The organism is Streptomyces sp. NPDC089919 (genome assembly GCF_040684615.1).
Taxonomy (GTDB): Bacteria; Actinomycetota; Actinomycetes; order Streptomycetales; family Streptomycetaceae; genus Streptomyces.
Genome location: NZ_JBFBGK010000089.1, coordinates 1 through 15733, shown reverse-complemented (window position 1 = coordinate 15733; position 15733 = coordinate 1). Strand labels below are relative to the sequence as shown.

At 73.1% G+C, this 15733-nt stretch carries 16 protein-coding genes and 1 riboswitch; of the genes, 5 read left to right on the top strand and 11 right to left on the bottom strand.

Annotated features, from left to right (window positions below):
• Positions 1-81 precede the first annotated feature (81 nt).
• The 3 genes from AB0O40_RS28525 to AB0O40_RS28515 all read right to left on the bottom strand — a co-directional run bounded on the left by AB0O40_RS28525 (position 82) and on the right by AB0O40_RS28515 (position 3683).
• Positions 82-774, bottom strand: coding sequence for a transglycosylase family protein (locus tag AB0O40_RS28525; protein ID WP_365047708.1), 693 nt, complete (start codon positions 772-774; stop codon positions 82-84).
• A 5-nt stretch (positions 775-779) separates the two neighbouring features.
• Positions 780-952: riboswitch (cyclic di-AMP (ydaO/yuaA leader) on the bottom strand.
• Between the two features lie 275 nt (positions 953-1227).
• Positions 1228-2316, bottom strand: a complete 1089-nt coding sequence (locus AB0O40_RS28520; protein WP_365047706.1) for a transglycosylase family protein — start codon at positions 2314-2316, stop codon at positions 1228-1230.
• Between the two features lie 116 nt (positions 2317-2432).
• The gene (locus AB0O40_RS28515; RefSeq protein ID WP_365047705.1) at positions 2433-3683 is read right to left on the bottom strand and encodes a cytochrome P450; all 1251 of its coding nucleotides are present in this window, start codon (positions 3681-3683) and stop codon (positions 2433-2435) included.
• Positions 3684-3890: 207 nt separating this feature from the next.
• Here AB0O40_RS28515 and AB0O40_RS28510 point away from each other — a divergent pair, with 207 nt between their 5' ends.
• Positions 3891-4787 (top strand): LysR family transcriptional regulator, encoded by an 897-nt coding sequence (locus AB0O40_RS28510; RefSeq protein ID WP_365047703.1) that lies wholly within the window; start codon positions 3891-3893, stop codon positions 4785-4787.
• 65 nt (positions 4788-4852) lie between these two features.
• Here the strand turns inward: AB0O40_RS28510 and AB0O40_RS28505 are convergent, their stop codons facing one another.
• From AB0O40_RS28505 to AB0O40_RS28485, 5 genes are all read right to left on the bottom strand, one after another.
• Positions 4853-5038 carry a hypothetical protein gene (locus AB0O40_RS28505; RefSeq protein ID WP_365047701.1) on the bottom strand — a complete coding sequence of 62 codons (186 nt, stop codon included), beginning with the start codon at positions 5036-5038 and terminating at the stop codon, positions 4853-4855.
• 31 nt (positions 5039-5069) lie between these two features.
• Positions 5070-5459, bottom strand: coding sequence for a hypothetical protein (locus AB0O40_RS28500; RefSeq protein ID WP_365047700.1), 390 nt, complete (start codon positions 5457-5459; stop codon positions 5070-5072).
• 52 nt (positions 5460-5511) lie between these two features.
• Positions 5512-5817 carry a hypothetical protein gene (locus tag AB0O40_RS28495; RefSeq protein ID WP_365047698.1) on the bottom strand — a complete coding sequence of 102 codons (306 nt, stop codon included), beginning with the start codon at positions 5815-5817 and terminating at the stop codon, positions 5512-5514.
• Between the two features lie 110 nt (positions 5818-5927).
• Positions 5928-6767, bottom strand: coding sequence for a helix-turn-helix transcriptional regulator (locus tag AB0O40_RS28490; protein ID WP_365047696.1), 840 nt, complete (start codon positions 6765-6767; stop codon positions 5928-5930).
• A 537-nt stretch (positions 6768-7304) separates the two neighbouring features.
• The gene (locus tag AB0O40_RS28485; RefSeq protein WP_365047694.1) at positions 7305-7826 is read right to left on the bottom strand and encodes an ATP-binding protein; all 522 of its coding nucleotides are present in this window, start codon (positions 7824-7826) and stop codon (positions 7305-7307) included.
• Between the two features lie 268 nt (positions 7827-8094).
• Here AB0O40_RS28485 and AB0O40_RS28480 point away from each other — a divergent pair, with 268 nt between their 5' ends.
• From AB0O40_RS28480 to AB0O40_RS28470, 3 genes are all read left to right on the top strand, one after another.
• Positions 8095-8946 (top strand): helix-turn-helix transcriptional regulator, encoded by an 852-nt coding sequence (locus AB0O40_RS28480; RefSeq protein WP_365047692.1) that lies wholly within the window; start codon positions 8095-8097, stop codon positions 8944-8946.
• 11 nt (positions 8947-8957) lie between these two features.
• Positions 8958-9152, top strand: coding sequence for a hypothetical protein (locus AB0O40_RS28475; RefSeq protein WP_365047690.1), 195 nt, complete (start codon positions 8958-8960; stop codon positions 9150-9152).
• A gap of 94 nt (positions 9153-9246) precedes the next feature.
• Positions 9247-10515, top strand: a complete 1269-nt coding sequence (locus AB0O40_RS28470) for a globin domain-containing protein (protein WP_365047688.1) — start codon at positions 9247-9249, stop codon at positions 10513-10515.
• Between the two features lie 9 nt (positions 10516-10524).
• Here the strand turns inward: AB0O40_RS28470 and AB0O40_RS28465 are convergent, their stop codons facing one another.
• Both AB0O40_RS28465 and AB0O40_RS28460 read right to left on the bottom strand, forming a co-directional pair.
• Positions 10525-11520 carry a nucleoside triphosphate pyrophosphohydrolase gene (locus AB0O40_RS28465; RefSeq protein ID WP_365047686.1) on the bottom strand — a complete coding sequence of 332 codons (996 nt, stop codon included), beginning with the start codon at positions 11518-11520 and terminating at the stop codon, positions 10525-10527.
• Between the two features lie 80 nt (positions 11521-11600).
• Positions 11601-12221, bottom strand: a complete 621-nt coding sequence (locus AB0O40_RS28460; protein WP_365047685.1) for a SurA N-terminal domain-containing protein — start codon at positions 12219-12221, stop codon at positions 11601-11603.
• 157 nt (positions 12222-12378) lie between these two features.
• On the opposite strand from AB0O40_RS28460, the gene AB0O40_RS28455 reads away from it, so the two are divergent.
• Positions 12379-14868, top strand: a complete 2490-nt coding sequence (locus tag AB0O40_RS28455) for a YfhO family protein (RefSeq protein ID WP_365047683.1) — start codon at positions 12379-12381, stop codon at positions 14866-14868.
• Here the strand turns inward: AB0O40_RS28455 and AB0O40_RS28450 are convergent.
• Positions 14775-15629, bottom strand: coding sequence for a MerR family transcriptional regulator (locus AB0O40_RS28450; RefSeq protein ID WP_365047680.1), 855 nt, complete (start codon positions 15627-15629; stop codon positions 14775-14777). The genes AB0O40_RS28455 and AB0O40_RS28450 overlap by 94 nt on opposite strands.
• Positions 15630-15733: the final 104 nt, after the last annotated feature.

Here is a 15733-nt window from a genome sequence, read left to right as displayed (position 1 = left end):
GTTGGGGAAAGTTTCACCGCTTCCCCTCGCAGGCGCGCGGCCGCCGCCCCTCCTGCGAGGGGGGTTTCAGCCGGTCTCCGTTCAGGAGAGCTTGAGCATCTGGCCCGGGTAGATCAGGTCGGCATCGGTGACGATGTCCTTGTTGAGCTCGAAGAGCTTCTCCCAGCCACCGGTCACCTTGTTGGCGTCGGCGATGGTGCCGAGGGTGTCGCCGGCCTTGACCTCGTAAGAGCCGTTGCCCTTCTTGATGGTCTGGGCCGGGGCGGCGGGGGCGGCCGGCTTGGGGGCCTCGGAGGTGCGCTCGGAGCGGGTGGTGGGCGCCGACTCCGTGCGGACCGTCTCGGTGCGCTTGGCCTTCTTCTTCTTGACCGGGGTGGAGGAGCTGTCCGAACCGCTGTGCTTCGAGGCGCCGGACAGGCCCACGCCGCAGCTCGGCCAGGCACCCTTGCCCTGCGAGGCCAGGACCTTCTCGGCCACGGCTATCTGCGCGGACTTGCTGGCCTGGTTGGCCTGCGGGGCGTAGTTGGTGCCGCCGTACGCGGCCCAGGTGGACGGCGAGAACTGCAGGCCGCCGTAGTAGCCGTTGCCGGTGTTGATGGACCAGTTGCCACCGGACTCGCACGCCGCGACGCGGTCCCACTCGGAGGTGGTGGCGGCGCTGGCGGTGCCGGCGGCCATCAGCGGGGCGGCGACGACCGCACCGGCGACACCGACGAGGGCGGCGGCGCGGGTGGCCTTGGAGGCGCGACGGTGCTTGCCCTTGGAAAGCAGCATGGAAGGAATCTCCTCACCGACGCCTGCGAGGTGAGCTGTCGGGTTCGGGCGTAGTGAGTTGCCCGGCCGCGCGACGAGCGCGCGGCTTCACCCCTAGCCGTTTCCGTGACCATCTCTCAATGGCCGGTCCCGGCACTTACCTTGGGTCCCCCGCTCCTGCCTTCGGCGCTTGCGCGACGACTGTTCCCCCCGTCCGCCGGCAGGATTCGGCGATGCGGTCGAAGAGGCCCGCGGTGGCGAGCGGTTCAGACGTTAGACAGACGGCTCCCCGATGTTCAAGGTCGGACATCGGGGAGAAACCGCCGGGACTTGCCTTCCGGGAACCGACGTTTGCGCAGGTGAGAGGCGTTGCGGCCGAAGGTCACGGATAGGACACGCCAGTTGGGGCGCTGAGACTCATGTCTCATTTGATCAAAACGGGCATTCAGTATCTTATCGACGCCCGAACTGCCCCTACTTCTCGCTTAGGTCGAGATTCTGGCCGGGCTTGATCAGGTCGGCGTCACCGCCGATGACCTGCTCGTTGGCCTTGTAGAGGGCGCTCCAGCCGCCCTTCACCTTCTTCGCGTCCGCGATCTCCCAGAGGTTGTCGCCGGCCTTGACGGTGTACGTCGGGTCTTCGACGGGCTTCGAGCCGGTCTGGGTCGCCTCCGTACCGGACGGCTCGTCAGCCTCCGGCGCACCATTCGATGCATGACGTCCCGTAACGTCCGATTCGTCCCCTGACTCCTCGTCGGCTGCGTCACCGCGGTGCTTGCCGGTGCCGGGGGTCTCGGCGGTCGCGTCGGGGGTACCGGTGCTCGGGTCGGGGGTCCCGGGGGTGGCGCCAGGGGTCCCCGGGGTGGTCCCGGGGGTGGTCGAGGCGCCCGGGACCTCCGGGGTCTCCACGGTGGCCTCCGGGCTCTCGCGGGTGGCGCCCGGGATGGAGCCCGCGGGCGTCTCGGGCGTACCGGGGGTGCTCGGGGCGGTACGGGTACCCGGGGCCGAGGGGGCGGTGGTGCCGGGAGTGGCGGGGGCGGTGGGGGACTTGGTGCCCGACCCGGAGGTCCCCGGCGCACCCTGGGCGGCCGGCGGCTCGGGGGTGGGGCGCTCGTCGGGCCGTACCGGCGCCGGGGCGACCTCCTTGCCCCCGTCGTTCAGGCCGTCGTCCACCTCGGCCTTGGGGCCGCCCTTGGTGAGCCCGGAGGGGCCGGCGCACAGCGGCCAGGCCGTGGGGCCCTTGGTCGCCAGCACCTTCTCCGCGACCGCGATCTGCTGCGAGCGGCTGGCCAGGTCGGCGCGGGGGGCGTACTCGAGGCCGCCGGCGCTCTTCCACAGTTCTTGGGTGAACTGGAGTCCGCCGTAGAAGCCGTTGCCGAGGTCGGCACTCCACGTGCCGCCGCTCTCGCATTCGGCGACCTTGTCCCACGTGGCGGTGTCCGCGGCACTCGCGTTCGTCGCGGCGAGCAGCGGCAGCGCGAGTGCGGAGCCGGTCACCCCCGCGGCGACGACGAGGGCGGGAGCCTGGCGGGGGCGCCGATGTCGGCCGTTCCCGGAGCGCATGTGATGGACCTTTCGCGTGGCGGCAAAGGAAGTGACGGCGAACCTAGCGGGGTTCGAACGCATGTCACAAGTCGATGCAGCGCAGATCACGTTGGGGTCACGAAGATGATGAATGCTCAGTTTTGCCTTGGCGTGAACTCGACGGGTAGCGTGCGCAGGCCCCGCATGATCAGGCCCCCGCGCCAGCGCAGTTCGTCCGGATCGACGGCAAGTCGCAGGTCAGGGAGCCGGGTCAGCAGCGTGGCCAGCGCCGTCTGGCCCTCCAACCTGGCCAGTGGTGCGCCCAGGCAGTAGTGGATGCCGTGGCCGTATCCGAGGTGCTGGTTGTCGGCCCGGGAGAGGTCCAGGGTGTCGGGCTCCGTGAAGCGCTCGGGGTCGCGGTCGGCGGCGGCGAGCACGACGAGCACCGGGTCGCCGGCCGGGATCTCCTGGCCGCCGATGGCCAGTGCCTCGGTCGCGTACCGCCAGGTCGCCAGCTCGACCGGGCCGTCGTAGCGCAGCAGCTCCTCGATGCCGGTCTCCAGCAGGCCGCTCTCGCCCGCCGCGAGGGAGTCCTGGAGGCGGGCCCGCTGGTCCGGGTTGCGCATCAGGGCGTAGAGGCCGTTGCCGATGAGGTTGATGGTGGTCTCGAAGCCGGCGAAGAGGAGGATGAAGGCCATCGCGGCGGCTTCGTTCTCCGTCAGGTGGTCGCCGTGGTCGCTGGCCCGGATCAGGCCCGAGATCAGGTCGTCGCCCGGCTCGTCGCGCTTGCGGTGGATCAGCTCCGCCAGGTAGCCGCGGATCTTCTTGACCGACCGGGCCACCCCGCCGCGCGGGCCGCCGCCGTGCCGGATCATCATGCCGGCCCAGTCGCGGAAGTCGTCCTGGTCCTCCGGCGGTACGCCGAGCATGTCGCAGATGGCGTAGATGGGGAGCGGGAAGGCGAAGTCGTGGATCAGGTCCGCCTCGCCCTTCGCCGCGAAGCCGTCGATCAGGCGGTCGGTGAGCTCCTGGACCCGGGGGGCGAACTCCGCCACGCGGCGGGGGGTGAACGCCTTCGACACCAGGCGGCGCAGCCGGGTGTGGTCCGGGGGGTCGATGTTGAGCAGGTGGGTCATCAGGCCCGCGCTGCGCTCGCCGGGGATGCCGGTCTTGCCGGGCTCGGCGTGGTGCACCGGGTTCTTGCTGAGCCGCTGGTCGGCCAGGGCCTGCCGGGCGTCCCGGTACCGCGTCACCAGCCAGGCCTCGACCCCGCTGGGCAGGGTGGTCCGCCGCACCGGCTCGTGCTCCCGCAGCCAGGCGTACGCCGGGTAGGGATCGGTGGCGAACTCCCAGCTGAAGAGCTCGGGCGGGTTCTCGGCGGCGGGCGTCCCGGACAGGTCGTGCATGGCCCCGACCCTAACCGGCACCGGGCGCGGCGGGCTCCTCCGCCGCTACGGCCGGCTCCTGGTGCGGATCGCGCCGGTAGGGGGTGTCGAGCAGTTCGAGCAGCTGCGGGTGGACGAGGGCTCCCGGGAGGCGGGGGTGGCCGGTGCAAGGATCGGCGTCCGATCATTGACGCAGACGTGTAGAAGCAGTTCAGGAGATGGGTGCCGATGGATCTCAACCTGCTGCGCGTCCTGGACGCCCTGCTCCAGGAGAACAGCGTGACCCGCGCCGCGGAGCGGCTGGGCACCTCGCCCGCGGCGGTGAGCCGCACCCTGGCCCGGCTCCGCCGCACCGTCGGCGACCCGCTGCTGGTACGGGCCGGCCAGGGCATGGTCCCGACCCCGCGCGCTCTCGAACTCCGCGAGGAGGTCGGGGTGTTGCTGCGCGGCTGCGACAACGTCCTGCGGCCCGGCGCCGGATTCGACGCCGCGCACCTCCAGCGCAGCTTCACGGTGCAGGCCAGCGACCTGCTCCTGGTGGCCGCGGCCGGCCCCCTGACCGAGCGGATCCACGCGGAGGCCCCGCAGGTGGACGTCGTCTTCCTGCCCGAGGCACTGGAGGGCGGTCCCGGGCTGCGGCAGGGCTCGGTGGACGTCGAACTGGGCGTGCTGGGACACCTCGACCCGGAGATCCGGACCCGGCAGCTCGCCCGGATGCCGCTGGTCGGCATCGCCCGCAGCGGGCACCCCCTCTTCGACGGGCGGATCGACGCCCGCCGCTTCGCCGCGGCCGACCACATAGGCATCTCCCGGCTCGGCAAACGCCTCGGGCCCATCGACGGCGCCCTCGCCGAACTCGGACTGCGCCGCCGGACCGCGGTCGTGGTACCCAGCCACACGAGCGCCATGGTGCTCGCCCGGGAGACCGACCTCGTCGCGCTCAGCCTGGCCGACTGGCTCCCCGGCACCCTCGCGGCCATGGGCCTGCGGACCTTCCCCATCCCCCTCGACCTGGACCCCCTGGACGTCGGCATGGCCTGGCACCCCCGCAACTCCGCCGACCCGGCCCACCGCTGGTTCCGCGACCACCTCGCCTCCGCCCTCCTGACCCCGGCCGGGCGGTAGGCCGGGGCTGAGGAGCGGGCCCGGCGGCCCGATCGACGACGCCCGCGGCCGTCGCCCGCGCCGCGTCAGCCGCGCGGACGGGCGGCGAGCCACCAGGTGGCGAGGCCGCCCGGGACCGCGATCGCCGCGTAGAGGAGCACGGCCGGCAGCAGCTCCCCCGGCCCCGACCGCACCTGCTCGCTGACCAGCAGCCCGAGGAAGAACACCCCGATCCCCACCGGCATCCCCACACCGGCCATCCGCTTCTTCATTTCGTCCCCCTATATATGCGACTGCGGCCAATCATCCCAGATCGGGGCGAGCCGGGCCGGGGACGATCCCGTCCGGGACCAGCTCGGGCACGGTCAGGTTGCCGGTCCACAGCTCGTCGCGGTTGCAGTACGGGGCCTCGAAGCGGGCGCGGTGGCCACGGGTCAGTTCCCAGGGGGTCTGCTCGTAGCGGGCGATCACACCGCTCCCGCACACGAGGGCCCGGGAGGCCTGCGCCATGATCCACCGTGCCTGCTCGGACCGGTCGGCGCCCTCCTTGTTCATGGTGTGCGCCAGCTCCCACAGCCGCGGCCGGCCGACCCCGGGGGTGAGGGGACCCACCACGGCCACCTCGCCGAGCCCCCGGCCGTCGAGCGAGTGCGTCGCGTACCCGAAGACCGCCCCGCACATCGCGAACACCACGACCCGGCTCCGGCCCGCCAAAGCCCCGCCGTCCGCCACCGGACCCCGCCGCTCAGCAGCAGGAACCGTCGCCACAACAGGCGGACTGGTTGCACTCGGCCGCCGTGCCCCACAGCCGCTCGTCCACCTCGAACCCGGCCGCCCGGATCCGGCCGACGACATCGCCCATCAGGCCGCGGGTACGGACCTTCGAGTGCGGGGCGTGGTGCACGAAGCAGCCGAACTCGGCCGCGCGGGTGGCGCCCACCACCCACACGAAGGCGAGGGCCTGGTCCATGACCCGGTCCGCCGCCCCCTGTTCCAGCCCGTACTCGTCCGCACAGAACGCGGCCAGCCGCGCGAACAGTTCTGGTGCCACCAATTGCCGCCCCTTCCGCAGGGCGACCGGGATTTCCGTCGTGACCGACATGGCGATGCTCCTCCGCTTTCGGCGAATGCCGTACGGAGAGCCATGGTGGGGGCGGCCCGCTATCCGGCCCAGCCGGTTTCCTGTTCGCGCAAGAAGCCGTCACGGACGGATTCCACGAGGGCCCTCATCTCGTCACCGGAAAGCGCCGCGCGCCAGAACGCCTCGAACTTCGTGACGCAGAGGTGGATATCCCGGGGATCCGTCACGACGGTCTCGGCGTGCACCGATTCCAGCGTCACCATCCGGTCGTCCTTGATGACGAAGGAGTGCGACGGGAAGTCCGTCTGCGGTGCGGCGAGGGAGACGACGCGGATGTCGACGTTCGGCAGCCGGGACACCGAGATGAGGCGGTCCAGCTGTCCGACCATGACGAGCGGGGGCACGATGCGCCAGCGGAGCACCGGCTCGGTGATGACGAAACGGAAGGTCTTGTCCTCGGCGTAGAGGACCGACTGCCTCGCCAGCCGCGCGCCTACGGTCCGGTCCTCCTGGTCCGGGCTGAGGCCCTTGCGGCTGAACACGGCCCGTACGTACTCGGGGGTCTGGAGCAGGCCCGGGACCAGGGAGGGCTGGAACAGCCGGACCAGCCGGGTCTGCGCCTCCAGCGCCTGGATCTGCTGCTGCTTGCGCTCGTAGCCGAGCCGGCGGATCAGCCGCCAGGCCGTCACTTCGGTGGCGGCCTGCCTGGCGGCCGCCATGTACTCGGCCTTGACCTCGTCCGAGACGCCTATGGCCGTCAGGATGCGGTCCACGTCCGCCACGCTCGGGGCGACGTTCCCGTTCTCGATCTTCGAGAGCTTCGAGCGGGACATGACGGCGCCACGGGCGACCGCCTTGGCCTCCATGCCGGAGGTCTCGCGCAGCGCCCGCAGCGCGGGGCCGAGAGCGGATCTGTTCACGTGCCGTACTGCGCCCACCATTCGGGGAAGGGCACCGCCTGCGCCATCGCGGTATCGCGGTACTCGATGAACCGGGCGGTCATATCCGGCTCCTGGAAGTCAGTGCCGAGGTATTTTCGGCCCCGTCGTATTCCAAGGCCCGCCGTTGACGTCCAGAGTGAGGATTTCTTGTCCGGATTTCCGGTCGTGCCGGTTTCCCCGAGTCAGGACCGGCTTCGCGCAGGGAGCAACCGTATGGCGGGTGGTCGGGATGTGCGGGTCCCCGCGCCGCTTGACGGGGGCGGCCTGCAGGCCCTGCGGCAGGCCCACCCCTGGGACTTCGCGGCTTCGCCGTGGCCCTCCGGGCCATCCCAGGCCCAGGCCTGCCTCCGGACCAGCCTGCCACCCCCGTCAAGCGCCTCCCCCGCACATCCCGACCACCCGTGGCACGCGTACAACGCGAGGAGGCCAGCGTCGGCTTCACGACTTCCCCCTTGAATCGGAGTGTTCTGATGCTCCCGGGGTGTGGCGGAGCGGGGCAAGGGGATCGGGTTTCCGTTACGGGAAACCGAGGTGGGCGGGGGCGTACGTGCCCGCGCGGGGGAGGGTGGTCCAGGTGCGGGTGCCGCCGCCGGGTTCTCGGGATTCGCCGAAGCCCCAGTCGCCGCCGCAGTCGCGGACGACGGCCGACAGCAGGCGGAGGGCGCTGCGGCGGCGGGCCTCGCAGGCGTCGGCGAGGCGGGGGTGTTCGTGCGGGGCGTGGGCGTCGTAGACGATCAGGCGCAGGGCGTCGTTGCGGTAGCGGGCGGAGAGGTACAGGTCCTCCCCCGGGCTCAACCGGCAAGCCGCCGCGACCAGTTCACCGGTGACCTGTTCGGCCGCGGCGAGGAGGTCGTGCATCCCGTGCGCCCGTAGCGCGGCGACGACCGCCCCGCGGGCGATCCCCCCGCTGTACGGCTCCCCCGGCACGGTCAGCGAACAGGACAGCGCCTCGGCCGGCGGCGGCGTGGTGGGTGCGGCCGCGGGTGGCGCGGCGGGACAGCCGGCGACCCGGCCGACAGGCATGAAGGGGCTGAGCATCGCGAACTCCCAGAGTGGCGTACGTGGTTTACGTGGCGTGTGGGTGAGCGGCGAGGTCGATGCGCACAGTGGCCCACGGGACGTAGTGGCTCGTCGGCGGCCTTTGCATGCCGATGCCGATGCGCTTCAACTCCCGTTGCGTGAGCGGTGCGTCACCGACTGTAGACCATTCACGATGCCTGCGTCAGCTCCTTCATGGTGCATGCGCCATTTATGGACCCGAGAGGGCAGCGCATAGCAGACTGCCCGGAGCGAGAGAAGGGGCCCGATGTCAGCGAGCAACATCCCGACGTACCGCCGGCAGCGTCTGGGGGCGGAGCTGCGCCGCATCAGAACGACGGCGGGCCTGCCCGCCGAGGAGGCCGCAAGCCTGCTCGGCATGGACCGCGGAAAGATCCCGAACATCGAGTCCGGAACTCGAACGCTGAGCGAGGAGCGGCTGCGGTTGCTGGCGGCCAACTGCGGCTGCACCGACTCCGATTACGTCGAGGCCCTGCTCGCGATGGCGAGTCGGCGGCGTCGGCAGTGGTGGGACGAGTACCGCGACAAGCTGCCGCCCGGCATGCTCGACATCTCCGAGCTGGAGTGGCACGCCATCCGCTTGTACACGGCACAGACCGTGCACGTTCCGGGCCTGCTCCAGACCGAGGACTACGCCCGCTCCGTCTTCGACTCGTTCCTGCCCAAGCTGCCCCGCTTGCAGGTCGAGCTCCGCGTCGCCCACCGCCAAGGCCGCGCCCAGGTCCTCGCGGGCGACCATCCGACCCCGTACGTCGGCTACGTACACGAGGCGGCACTGCGCATGCAGTTCGGCGGTCGGTCGGTGGCGCGCGCCCAGCTCGAACACCTCGTGGAGCGCGGGGAAGAGCCGCACATCAGCCTGCGGGTGATCACGTTCGAGCACGGCATCTTCCCCGGCGCGGGTCACGCGCTGCTCTACGCCGAGGGCCCCGTCCCCCAACTGGACACGGCACAGCTCGACTCGGCACACGGCCCGGGATTCGTCCACACCGACGAGCAGCTCGCCCAGTACCGGAGCCACCTGGAGTGGATGGACGGCACTGCACTCCCCGAACGCGAGTCGCGCGACTTCATGCACGCCATCGCCAAGCAGCTCTGAGGGGACCAGCCATGGCCGACATCAACTGGGAAGCCCCGTACTGCGGTGCGGGCAACAACTGCTACCGCATAGGCACCGACGGCAGCGGCAACAGCTACATCGCCGTCGCCGGGGCCGAGGAGCGCTATCTCACGGACAGCGCAGAGGCGCTTCGGCAGCTGATCCGGGACATCAAGGACGGTAAGGCGGACCATCTGTTGGGGTGATGGCGGCGCGCAGTATATGAGGGGTTCGCCGCGACTATCCGTAAATCTGAGGAACCTTGACCTGAGCGAGCGTCATGTTCCTACTTTCGGTCTTGTGGACGTCAGGATCTTGAAGAGCAGCTTCGCGGTGGTGGAGAGACGGGCCGAGCATGCGGTCAAGTTCTTCTACTCCCACTTGTTCTGGCACAACCCCGGGCTGCGGGAGCTGTTCCCGCCGGGGTTCGAGGACATGGAGCGGCAGCGGGACCGGTTGTTCGCGGCGCTGACGCACGTCGTCGCGCACCTGGAGGACCCGGAACTCCTCCCCTACCTGCACGACCTGGGGCGCGACCACCGAAAGTTCATGGCCGGGCCCGAGCACTACGTCGCGGTCGGCGCCAGTCTGCTGGCGGCGCTGGCCGAGGCGGCCGGGGAGGCCTGGACGCCGGCGGTGGAGAAGGCCTGGGCCGAGGCGTACCAGGTGATCGCGGACGCCATGGTGTCGGGCGCCACCGCGAGTGCGGAGCCGCCCTGGTGGGACGCCGAGATCGTCCGGCACCTCCAGTACGGGGCGGACATCGCCGTGCTCACCCTGCGCCCGCACGCGCCCCTGTCCTACCGGGCCGGCCAGTACGTCAGCGTGGCCAGCGACCGGGTGCCCACGACCTGGCGGACGTACTCGATCGGCAATGCGCCCCGCCCGGACGGCACCCTCGACCTGCACGTCAGCCGGATCGAGCGGGGGCGGCTCAGCGGCCACCTGGTCCGGGAGGCGCAGCCGGGTGAGGTGCTGCGGCTCGGCGCCCCCGGCGGGCAGATGCTGCTGGACCACGACTCGCCGCGGCCGGTCAGCCTGATCGCGGCCGGCACCGGCTGGGCGCCGGTGCGGGCCATGCTGGAGGAGATGCTGCTGCGGCCGCCCGCAGTGGAGGCCGGGCCGGACAGCGGGCAGGGCGGCGGGCCCGAGCCCCGGCCCGGCGTGCGGCTCTTCGTCGTGGCCCGGGACGCCGCGCACCTCTACGACCGGCCGCTGATCGAGGAGTTCCAGGAGCGCTGCCCCTGGCTCACCGTCACCTACATCACCCCCGCGCCCGGCCAGGACCGCAACCAGGCCACCGACCGGCTGGCGAACGCGCTGAGCCACCGCGGCCGGTGGCCCGAGCAGGACGTGTACCTGAGCGGGCCGGCGCCCTTCATCGAGGAGACGGCCGTGCTCCTCGACGAGCTGGGCGCGCACCCGGGGCGGGTCTTCTACGACGCGGTGCCCGCCTCGGGGGCCGGCCGGGCGCGCAGCCGTCCGCTGGGCTTCGGCGAGTGGTTCCTGAACCGCCCCGAGACCCACTGGTACAACCCGTCCGACCGGGCCCCGCGCGGCCGGTACTGACGTGGGGCGCTACTCCTTGACGCCCTCGGCGACCCGGATCGCGTCCCGGTAGGCGCGGGCCGCGGCGCGCAGGGCGGTCTCCGGGTCGACGCCCTCGGCCTCGGCGCGGGCGGCCAGGGCGAGCAGTTCGTACCCGATGCCCTCGCCCGCGGGCAGCTCCACCGGTACATCGCCGCCGCGGACCCGGGCGGCCAGCTTGGCGGCCAGCGCCAGAGCGGGCTGGCCCAGCGGTATGCCGTCGGTGACGGACTCGCGCTGCTTCTCGACGGCCTTGGTGGCCTGCCAGTGGGCGTGGACGTCCTCGGGGGTCTTGGCGGTGGCGTCGCCGAAGACGTGCGGGTGGCGGTGGACCAGCTTGGCCACCAGGTCCCCGGCCACGTCGTCGACCGACCAGGGCTCCTCGGCGTCCTCCTCGGCGATCCGGGCGTGGAAGACGACCTGGAGCAGGACGTCCCCCAGCTCCTCGCGCAGCGCGTCCCGGTCGCCCTCCTCGATCGCCTCGACCAGTTCGTACGCCTCCTCGATGGCGTACTTGGTCAGCCCCTCATGGGTCTGCTGCGAGGTCCAGGGGCACTCGCGCCGGACCCGGTCCATCACCTGGACGACGTCGAGCAGGCGGGCGCCGGGCAGGTCGTAGGAGCCGGGCAGCAGCTCCAGGTCGGGCATGGACACCCGGCCCGAGCCGGCCAGCCGGGCCAGCCCGTCGGTGAGCCGCTGGTCGCCCTCGCCGGAGGGGACCACCACGACCGTGCGGCCGCCCGCGCAGGCGTCCACCAGCTCCTGGGCGTCCGGCCGGACGTCCTCCACCGCTATCCCGGCCTCCCGCAGGTACGGCAGCTGGGGGTGGGCCGGGTCGGCGCACAGCACGCGGTCGGCGGCGCGCAGGGTCTCCCAGGCGGCGAAGGAGAGCAGGCCGGGGGCGACCCGGTGGCTGGTGGTGAGCAGGACGATGCGGCCGGTGGGGTCGGCGGCGGTGCCGGAGGCGTCGGTGCGGGTGTCAGTCACCCCTCGAAACTACCCCGGCCCCGGACCGCTCCGGCTCCCCCGCCCGGGGGAGCCCGGTCCCCCGGCGGAGGGATCACGACTCAGGCGCCCTCGGGCGCCTGCTGGGCCAGGGTCTGCTGGCTGATCCAGGGGGTCTTGGAACCGGTCAGCTGGATCTTGGCCGGGTCCCAGTCGCCGTAGCGCGGGTTGACCTTGACGCCCAGCTCCTTGGCCGCGGCGGCGATCGGGGCGAGCATCTGCTGCTGGCCGTACTTCGCGCCGAGCTTGGCCACGATCAGCCGGTCCCGGACCGCCTCGTCGATCTGGGACGGGGCGATGGAGGCCTGCTGGAGGACCATCGCCCGGAACTGCTGCTCGCCGCCGAGGCGGCGGACGTCGGAGCCGCGGGCGTCCTCGATCTCCTTGGTGGTGACGCTCAGGCCGGCGTTCTCGGCGGCCTTCTGGAGCACCAGGCTCTGGATCATGGAGTTGAGTTTGGAGCGCTCCAGCCCGGCGGAGTTCTCCAGGAGTTGTGCGGCCTGCGGCGAGCGGTTCTGGGCCGTCCGGACGTCCTTCACCTGCGCCTGCAGCGCGGCGGTCTGGATCCGCTCGCCGCCCACCACCGCCGCCGTACCGGGCCGGGCCTGGCCCGAGCACGCGGTCAGCAGGGGGGCGGCCGCGAGCAGAACGGCGGATACGGAGAGCGCTGTGCGACGGTGCAACGGGACCTCCAAAGTTTGTGCATGGGTGCACAAGGGCCTGCGGTGATCGATGGTAGGGAGTCGGGGTCGTCTCAGCTACCGCTTCGACCAACGATTCCCTGAGCGTTCCGTCGCGTTCACCGCGGCGGCGCACGCGCTTGGGACCCTGCACCGCACCATGCCGAAAGACCAGCGCGCCGACCGCCGCCGTTCCAGTGCCCGCGCCGCCGCCCTCGGGGGGCTGCTGACCGCCCTGACCCTCTGCGCGGGGGACGCGGTGGCCCGCGTCTTCCCCTTCGGGCCGTACCACCGCAGCGTCAACGACCTGGGCAACCAGTTCGTCCCCTTCCACGCGCACCTGTGGGACCTGCTGCACGGGCGGGCCCGGGGCGGGCTGCTCCTCAACTGGCAGTCGGGCTACGGCACCGGCTTCCTGCCGGACCTCGGGACGTACCTGACCAGCCCGTTCGCCCCGCTGGTGGCGCTCTTCCCGCGGGACCGGATCGACCTCGCGGTGTACGTGGTCAGCGTCCTGAAGATCTCCACCGCGGCGGCGGCGATGACCTGGCTGCTGCTGACCCTGCACCCGGGGCGGCGGCCCGGCGGGCGGGGCGGACCGGCCTGGGCGGCGGGGGTGCTGGGCGCCTCGTACGCGCTGTGCGGCTGGTCGGTGACCGAGGCCGCGTACAACCCGATGTGGCTGGACGGGCTGATCGCCTTCCCGCTGCTGTGCCTGACCGGGGAGTGGGCGCTGCGCGGCCGGCGGCCGGTGCTGGGGCCGCTGGTGGTGGCGCTGGCCTGGACGGCGAACTTCTACACGGCGTACATGGCCACGCTGGGCGCGGCGCTGGTGCTGCTGGTCCGGCTGGCGCTGACCGACGGGCCCGGCCGGGGCCGGGCGGCGGTGCGGGTGCTGCTGCGGGCGGCCGGCCGGACCCTGCTGGGGATCGGGCTGGCCGCGCCGGTGCTGGGGCCGGTCTTCCTGGGCTCCCGGCACGCCTACCCCGGCTGGGACGCCAGCTTCCGGCCGGCCGGCTGGGCGGACGTGGCGGCCCGGCTGCTGCCCGCCACCTACGACTTCTTCACCCCGGCGCTCTTCACCGGCACCGGCACCCTGCTGCTGGCCGGGGCGCTCGCCTTCCACCGGGCGGTGCCGGGCCGGGAGCGGCTGGCCTGGACGGGGCTGGCCCTGGCGGTGGCGCTGTCCTTCCAGTGGAAGCCCACCCACCTGGCCTGGCACGTCTTCCAGACCCCGAACGGCAGCCCGTACCGGCAGACCTTCGTGCTCGCCGGGGTGCTGGCCGTCGCCGCCTGGTCGGCGCTGGCCCGCGGGCTGCCGGGGCGCCGGGAGCTGCTGGGCGGGACGGCCGTGGCGGGCGTGCTGGCGCTGGCCGCGGTGCCGAGCGCGCTGCCGACGGCCTGGTCGTACCCGCTCTTCGGGGCCGGGCTGGCGGCGGCGCTGGGCGGGCTGCTGCTGGCCCGGCGGCCCCGGCTCGCGGTGCCGGCGGCCCTGCTGCTGGCCGGGGCGCTGGCCGGGCAGGCGGCGGCAACCACCGCCTACGCGGACCGGATGCGGCTGGGGCGGCTGGACGACTACCCCTCCTGGGGCGCGGCCCAGACGGAGCGGGCCGGGGCGGTGGCCGCCGCCGAGGGCTGGCCGGCGTACCGGACCGACCCGGGGCGGGACACCTTCTCGGGGAACGACCCGCTGCTGATCGGCGGCGAGGGCGGAGCGTACTACAGCAGCCACACCCCGGACGTGCTCACCCGGACGATGGCCTCGCTGGGCGCCGGCTGGACCTCGCGCGGGCGCAGCGTGCAGAGCCTGGACAACCCGGTCACCGACGCGCTCTTCGCGGTGGGGGCGCGGGCCCGGGGCCGGGCGGGCGGCCCGACCACGGTCGAGCGCTCGCCGGTGCCGCCGCTGGTGACCCTGCGGCCCGGGGACCCCGGCCGCTACGGCCCCTCGCCCTTCCGGAACCAGGAACTCCTGCTGGGGGCGCGGGTGTACGAGGAGCCGGCGGGCGGGGTGTGCCGGGCGGGCACGGAGGTCTTCCTCTGGGCGCCCGACTACAACGGCCGGGTCCGGCTGTCCGGCGGCGAGCGCTTCCGCATGATCGGCGGCCGGCCGCGCTACCGGGCCGCCCTCCAGCCGCTGGGGACCTCCCGCGGCGCCGCCTCCCGGCTGGTCTTCGAGGGACCCGCACCGCGCGAGCGGACGCTGGGCTGCCTGGACCGGGCGAAGCTGGCCGCGGCGGTGGACCAGCTGCGCGCCGCCGGCCCGCGGTCCGTGACCGTAACCGACCACGGCGTGCGGGCCGAACTGCCGCCCGGAGCCCGGGGAGTGGCCGTGCTGGCCGCCCCCCGGATCGCCGGCTGGCGCTGCGACGGCGCCCCGGCCGGCTCCTACCTGGGCCTGGTCGCCGCCCCGGTCCACGGCGCGACGGTGGACTGCACCTTCCGCCCGCCGGGCCTGCGCCCCGGCCTGGCGGCGGGCGGCGCCGCCCTCCTCCTGCTGCTCCTGTCCCGGGCGACGGCCCGGTGGCGGGGCCGGCGGCCCCGCGCGGAGGCCCGCTACGACGGGGTGGGATCCGACGGGTCCTCGACCGGCCAGGCGATCTCCAGCCGGTTGCCCGGGTCGTCCGGGGTCCCGGTCCAGCGCCGGTAGACCATCCGGACCGGGCCGGCGAAGGCGAAGCCGTGCCCGGTGACCCAGTCGGCGACGGCGTCGTACGCGCCCAGGACCTGCGGGAAGGCGGCGGCCGCGCCCTCGACCTCGGTGCAGGCGAAGTCACTCGCGGGCAGCTCGCGCACGGTCAGGCCCGCGGGCAGGTCCACGGGCTGCGCGCCCTCCTCCCAGAACGGCAGGCAGGCCTCGACCAGCGTGGCGTTCTCGTCGTCGCACACGCCGTGGAAGCGGACGAAGGCCGGACCGTCGAGGGTGAGCGGGCCGTGGCCGGCACACGCGTACAACTCCCGGAAGGCGTCGCGGAGGAAGTCCTCGAGCCCGGAGTTGTCCACGGTCGCCCCGCGGACGAGGACGCGTTCGGCGGCGCCCGGGCGGACGGTGACGCGGTGGGTCATCTCTGCTCCTTCGGTCGGTCGGCTCAACAAGCCGTGGACCAGGGAGCGCTGCACCTCCAGCCGGCGCTCGGCCGCCCGCAGCCGGGCCCGCAGGGCGGCGGCCAGCTCCGCCTCGCCGCCGTCGAGCAGCCGGCGCACCTCCTCGACGGGGATGTCGAGCCGCCGCAGCGCCCGGACCGACCGCGCCCTGCGCACCTGGTCGCGCCGGAAGTAGCGGTAGCCGCTCACCGGGTCGACGAAGGCCGGCACCAGCACGCCGGTGGCGTCGTAGTGCCGTAGCGCGGTCACCGAGAGGCCGCTGGCCTGCGAGAACTGCCCGATGGGCAGCAGGTTCTTCCTGTCCACGGCCCTGACTGTGCCCTCTCTCGCCACCCGAGAGTCAAGCCCGGCCGGGCGGGGGCTGGTGATGCGGGGCTCGGTGCTGATGGATCCTCCTCGGTTGCACCAAC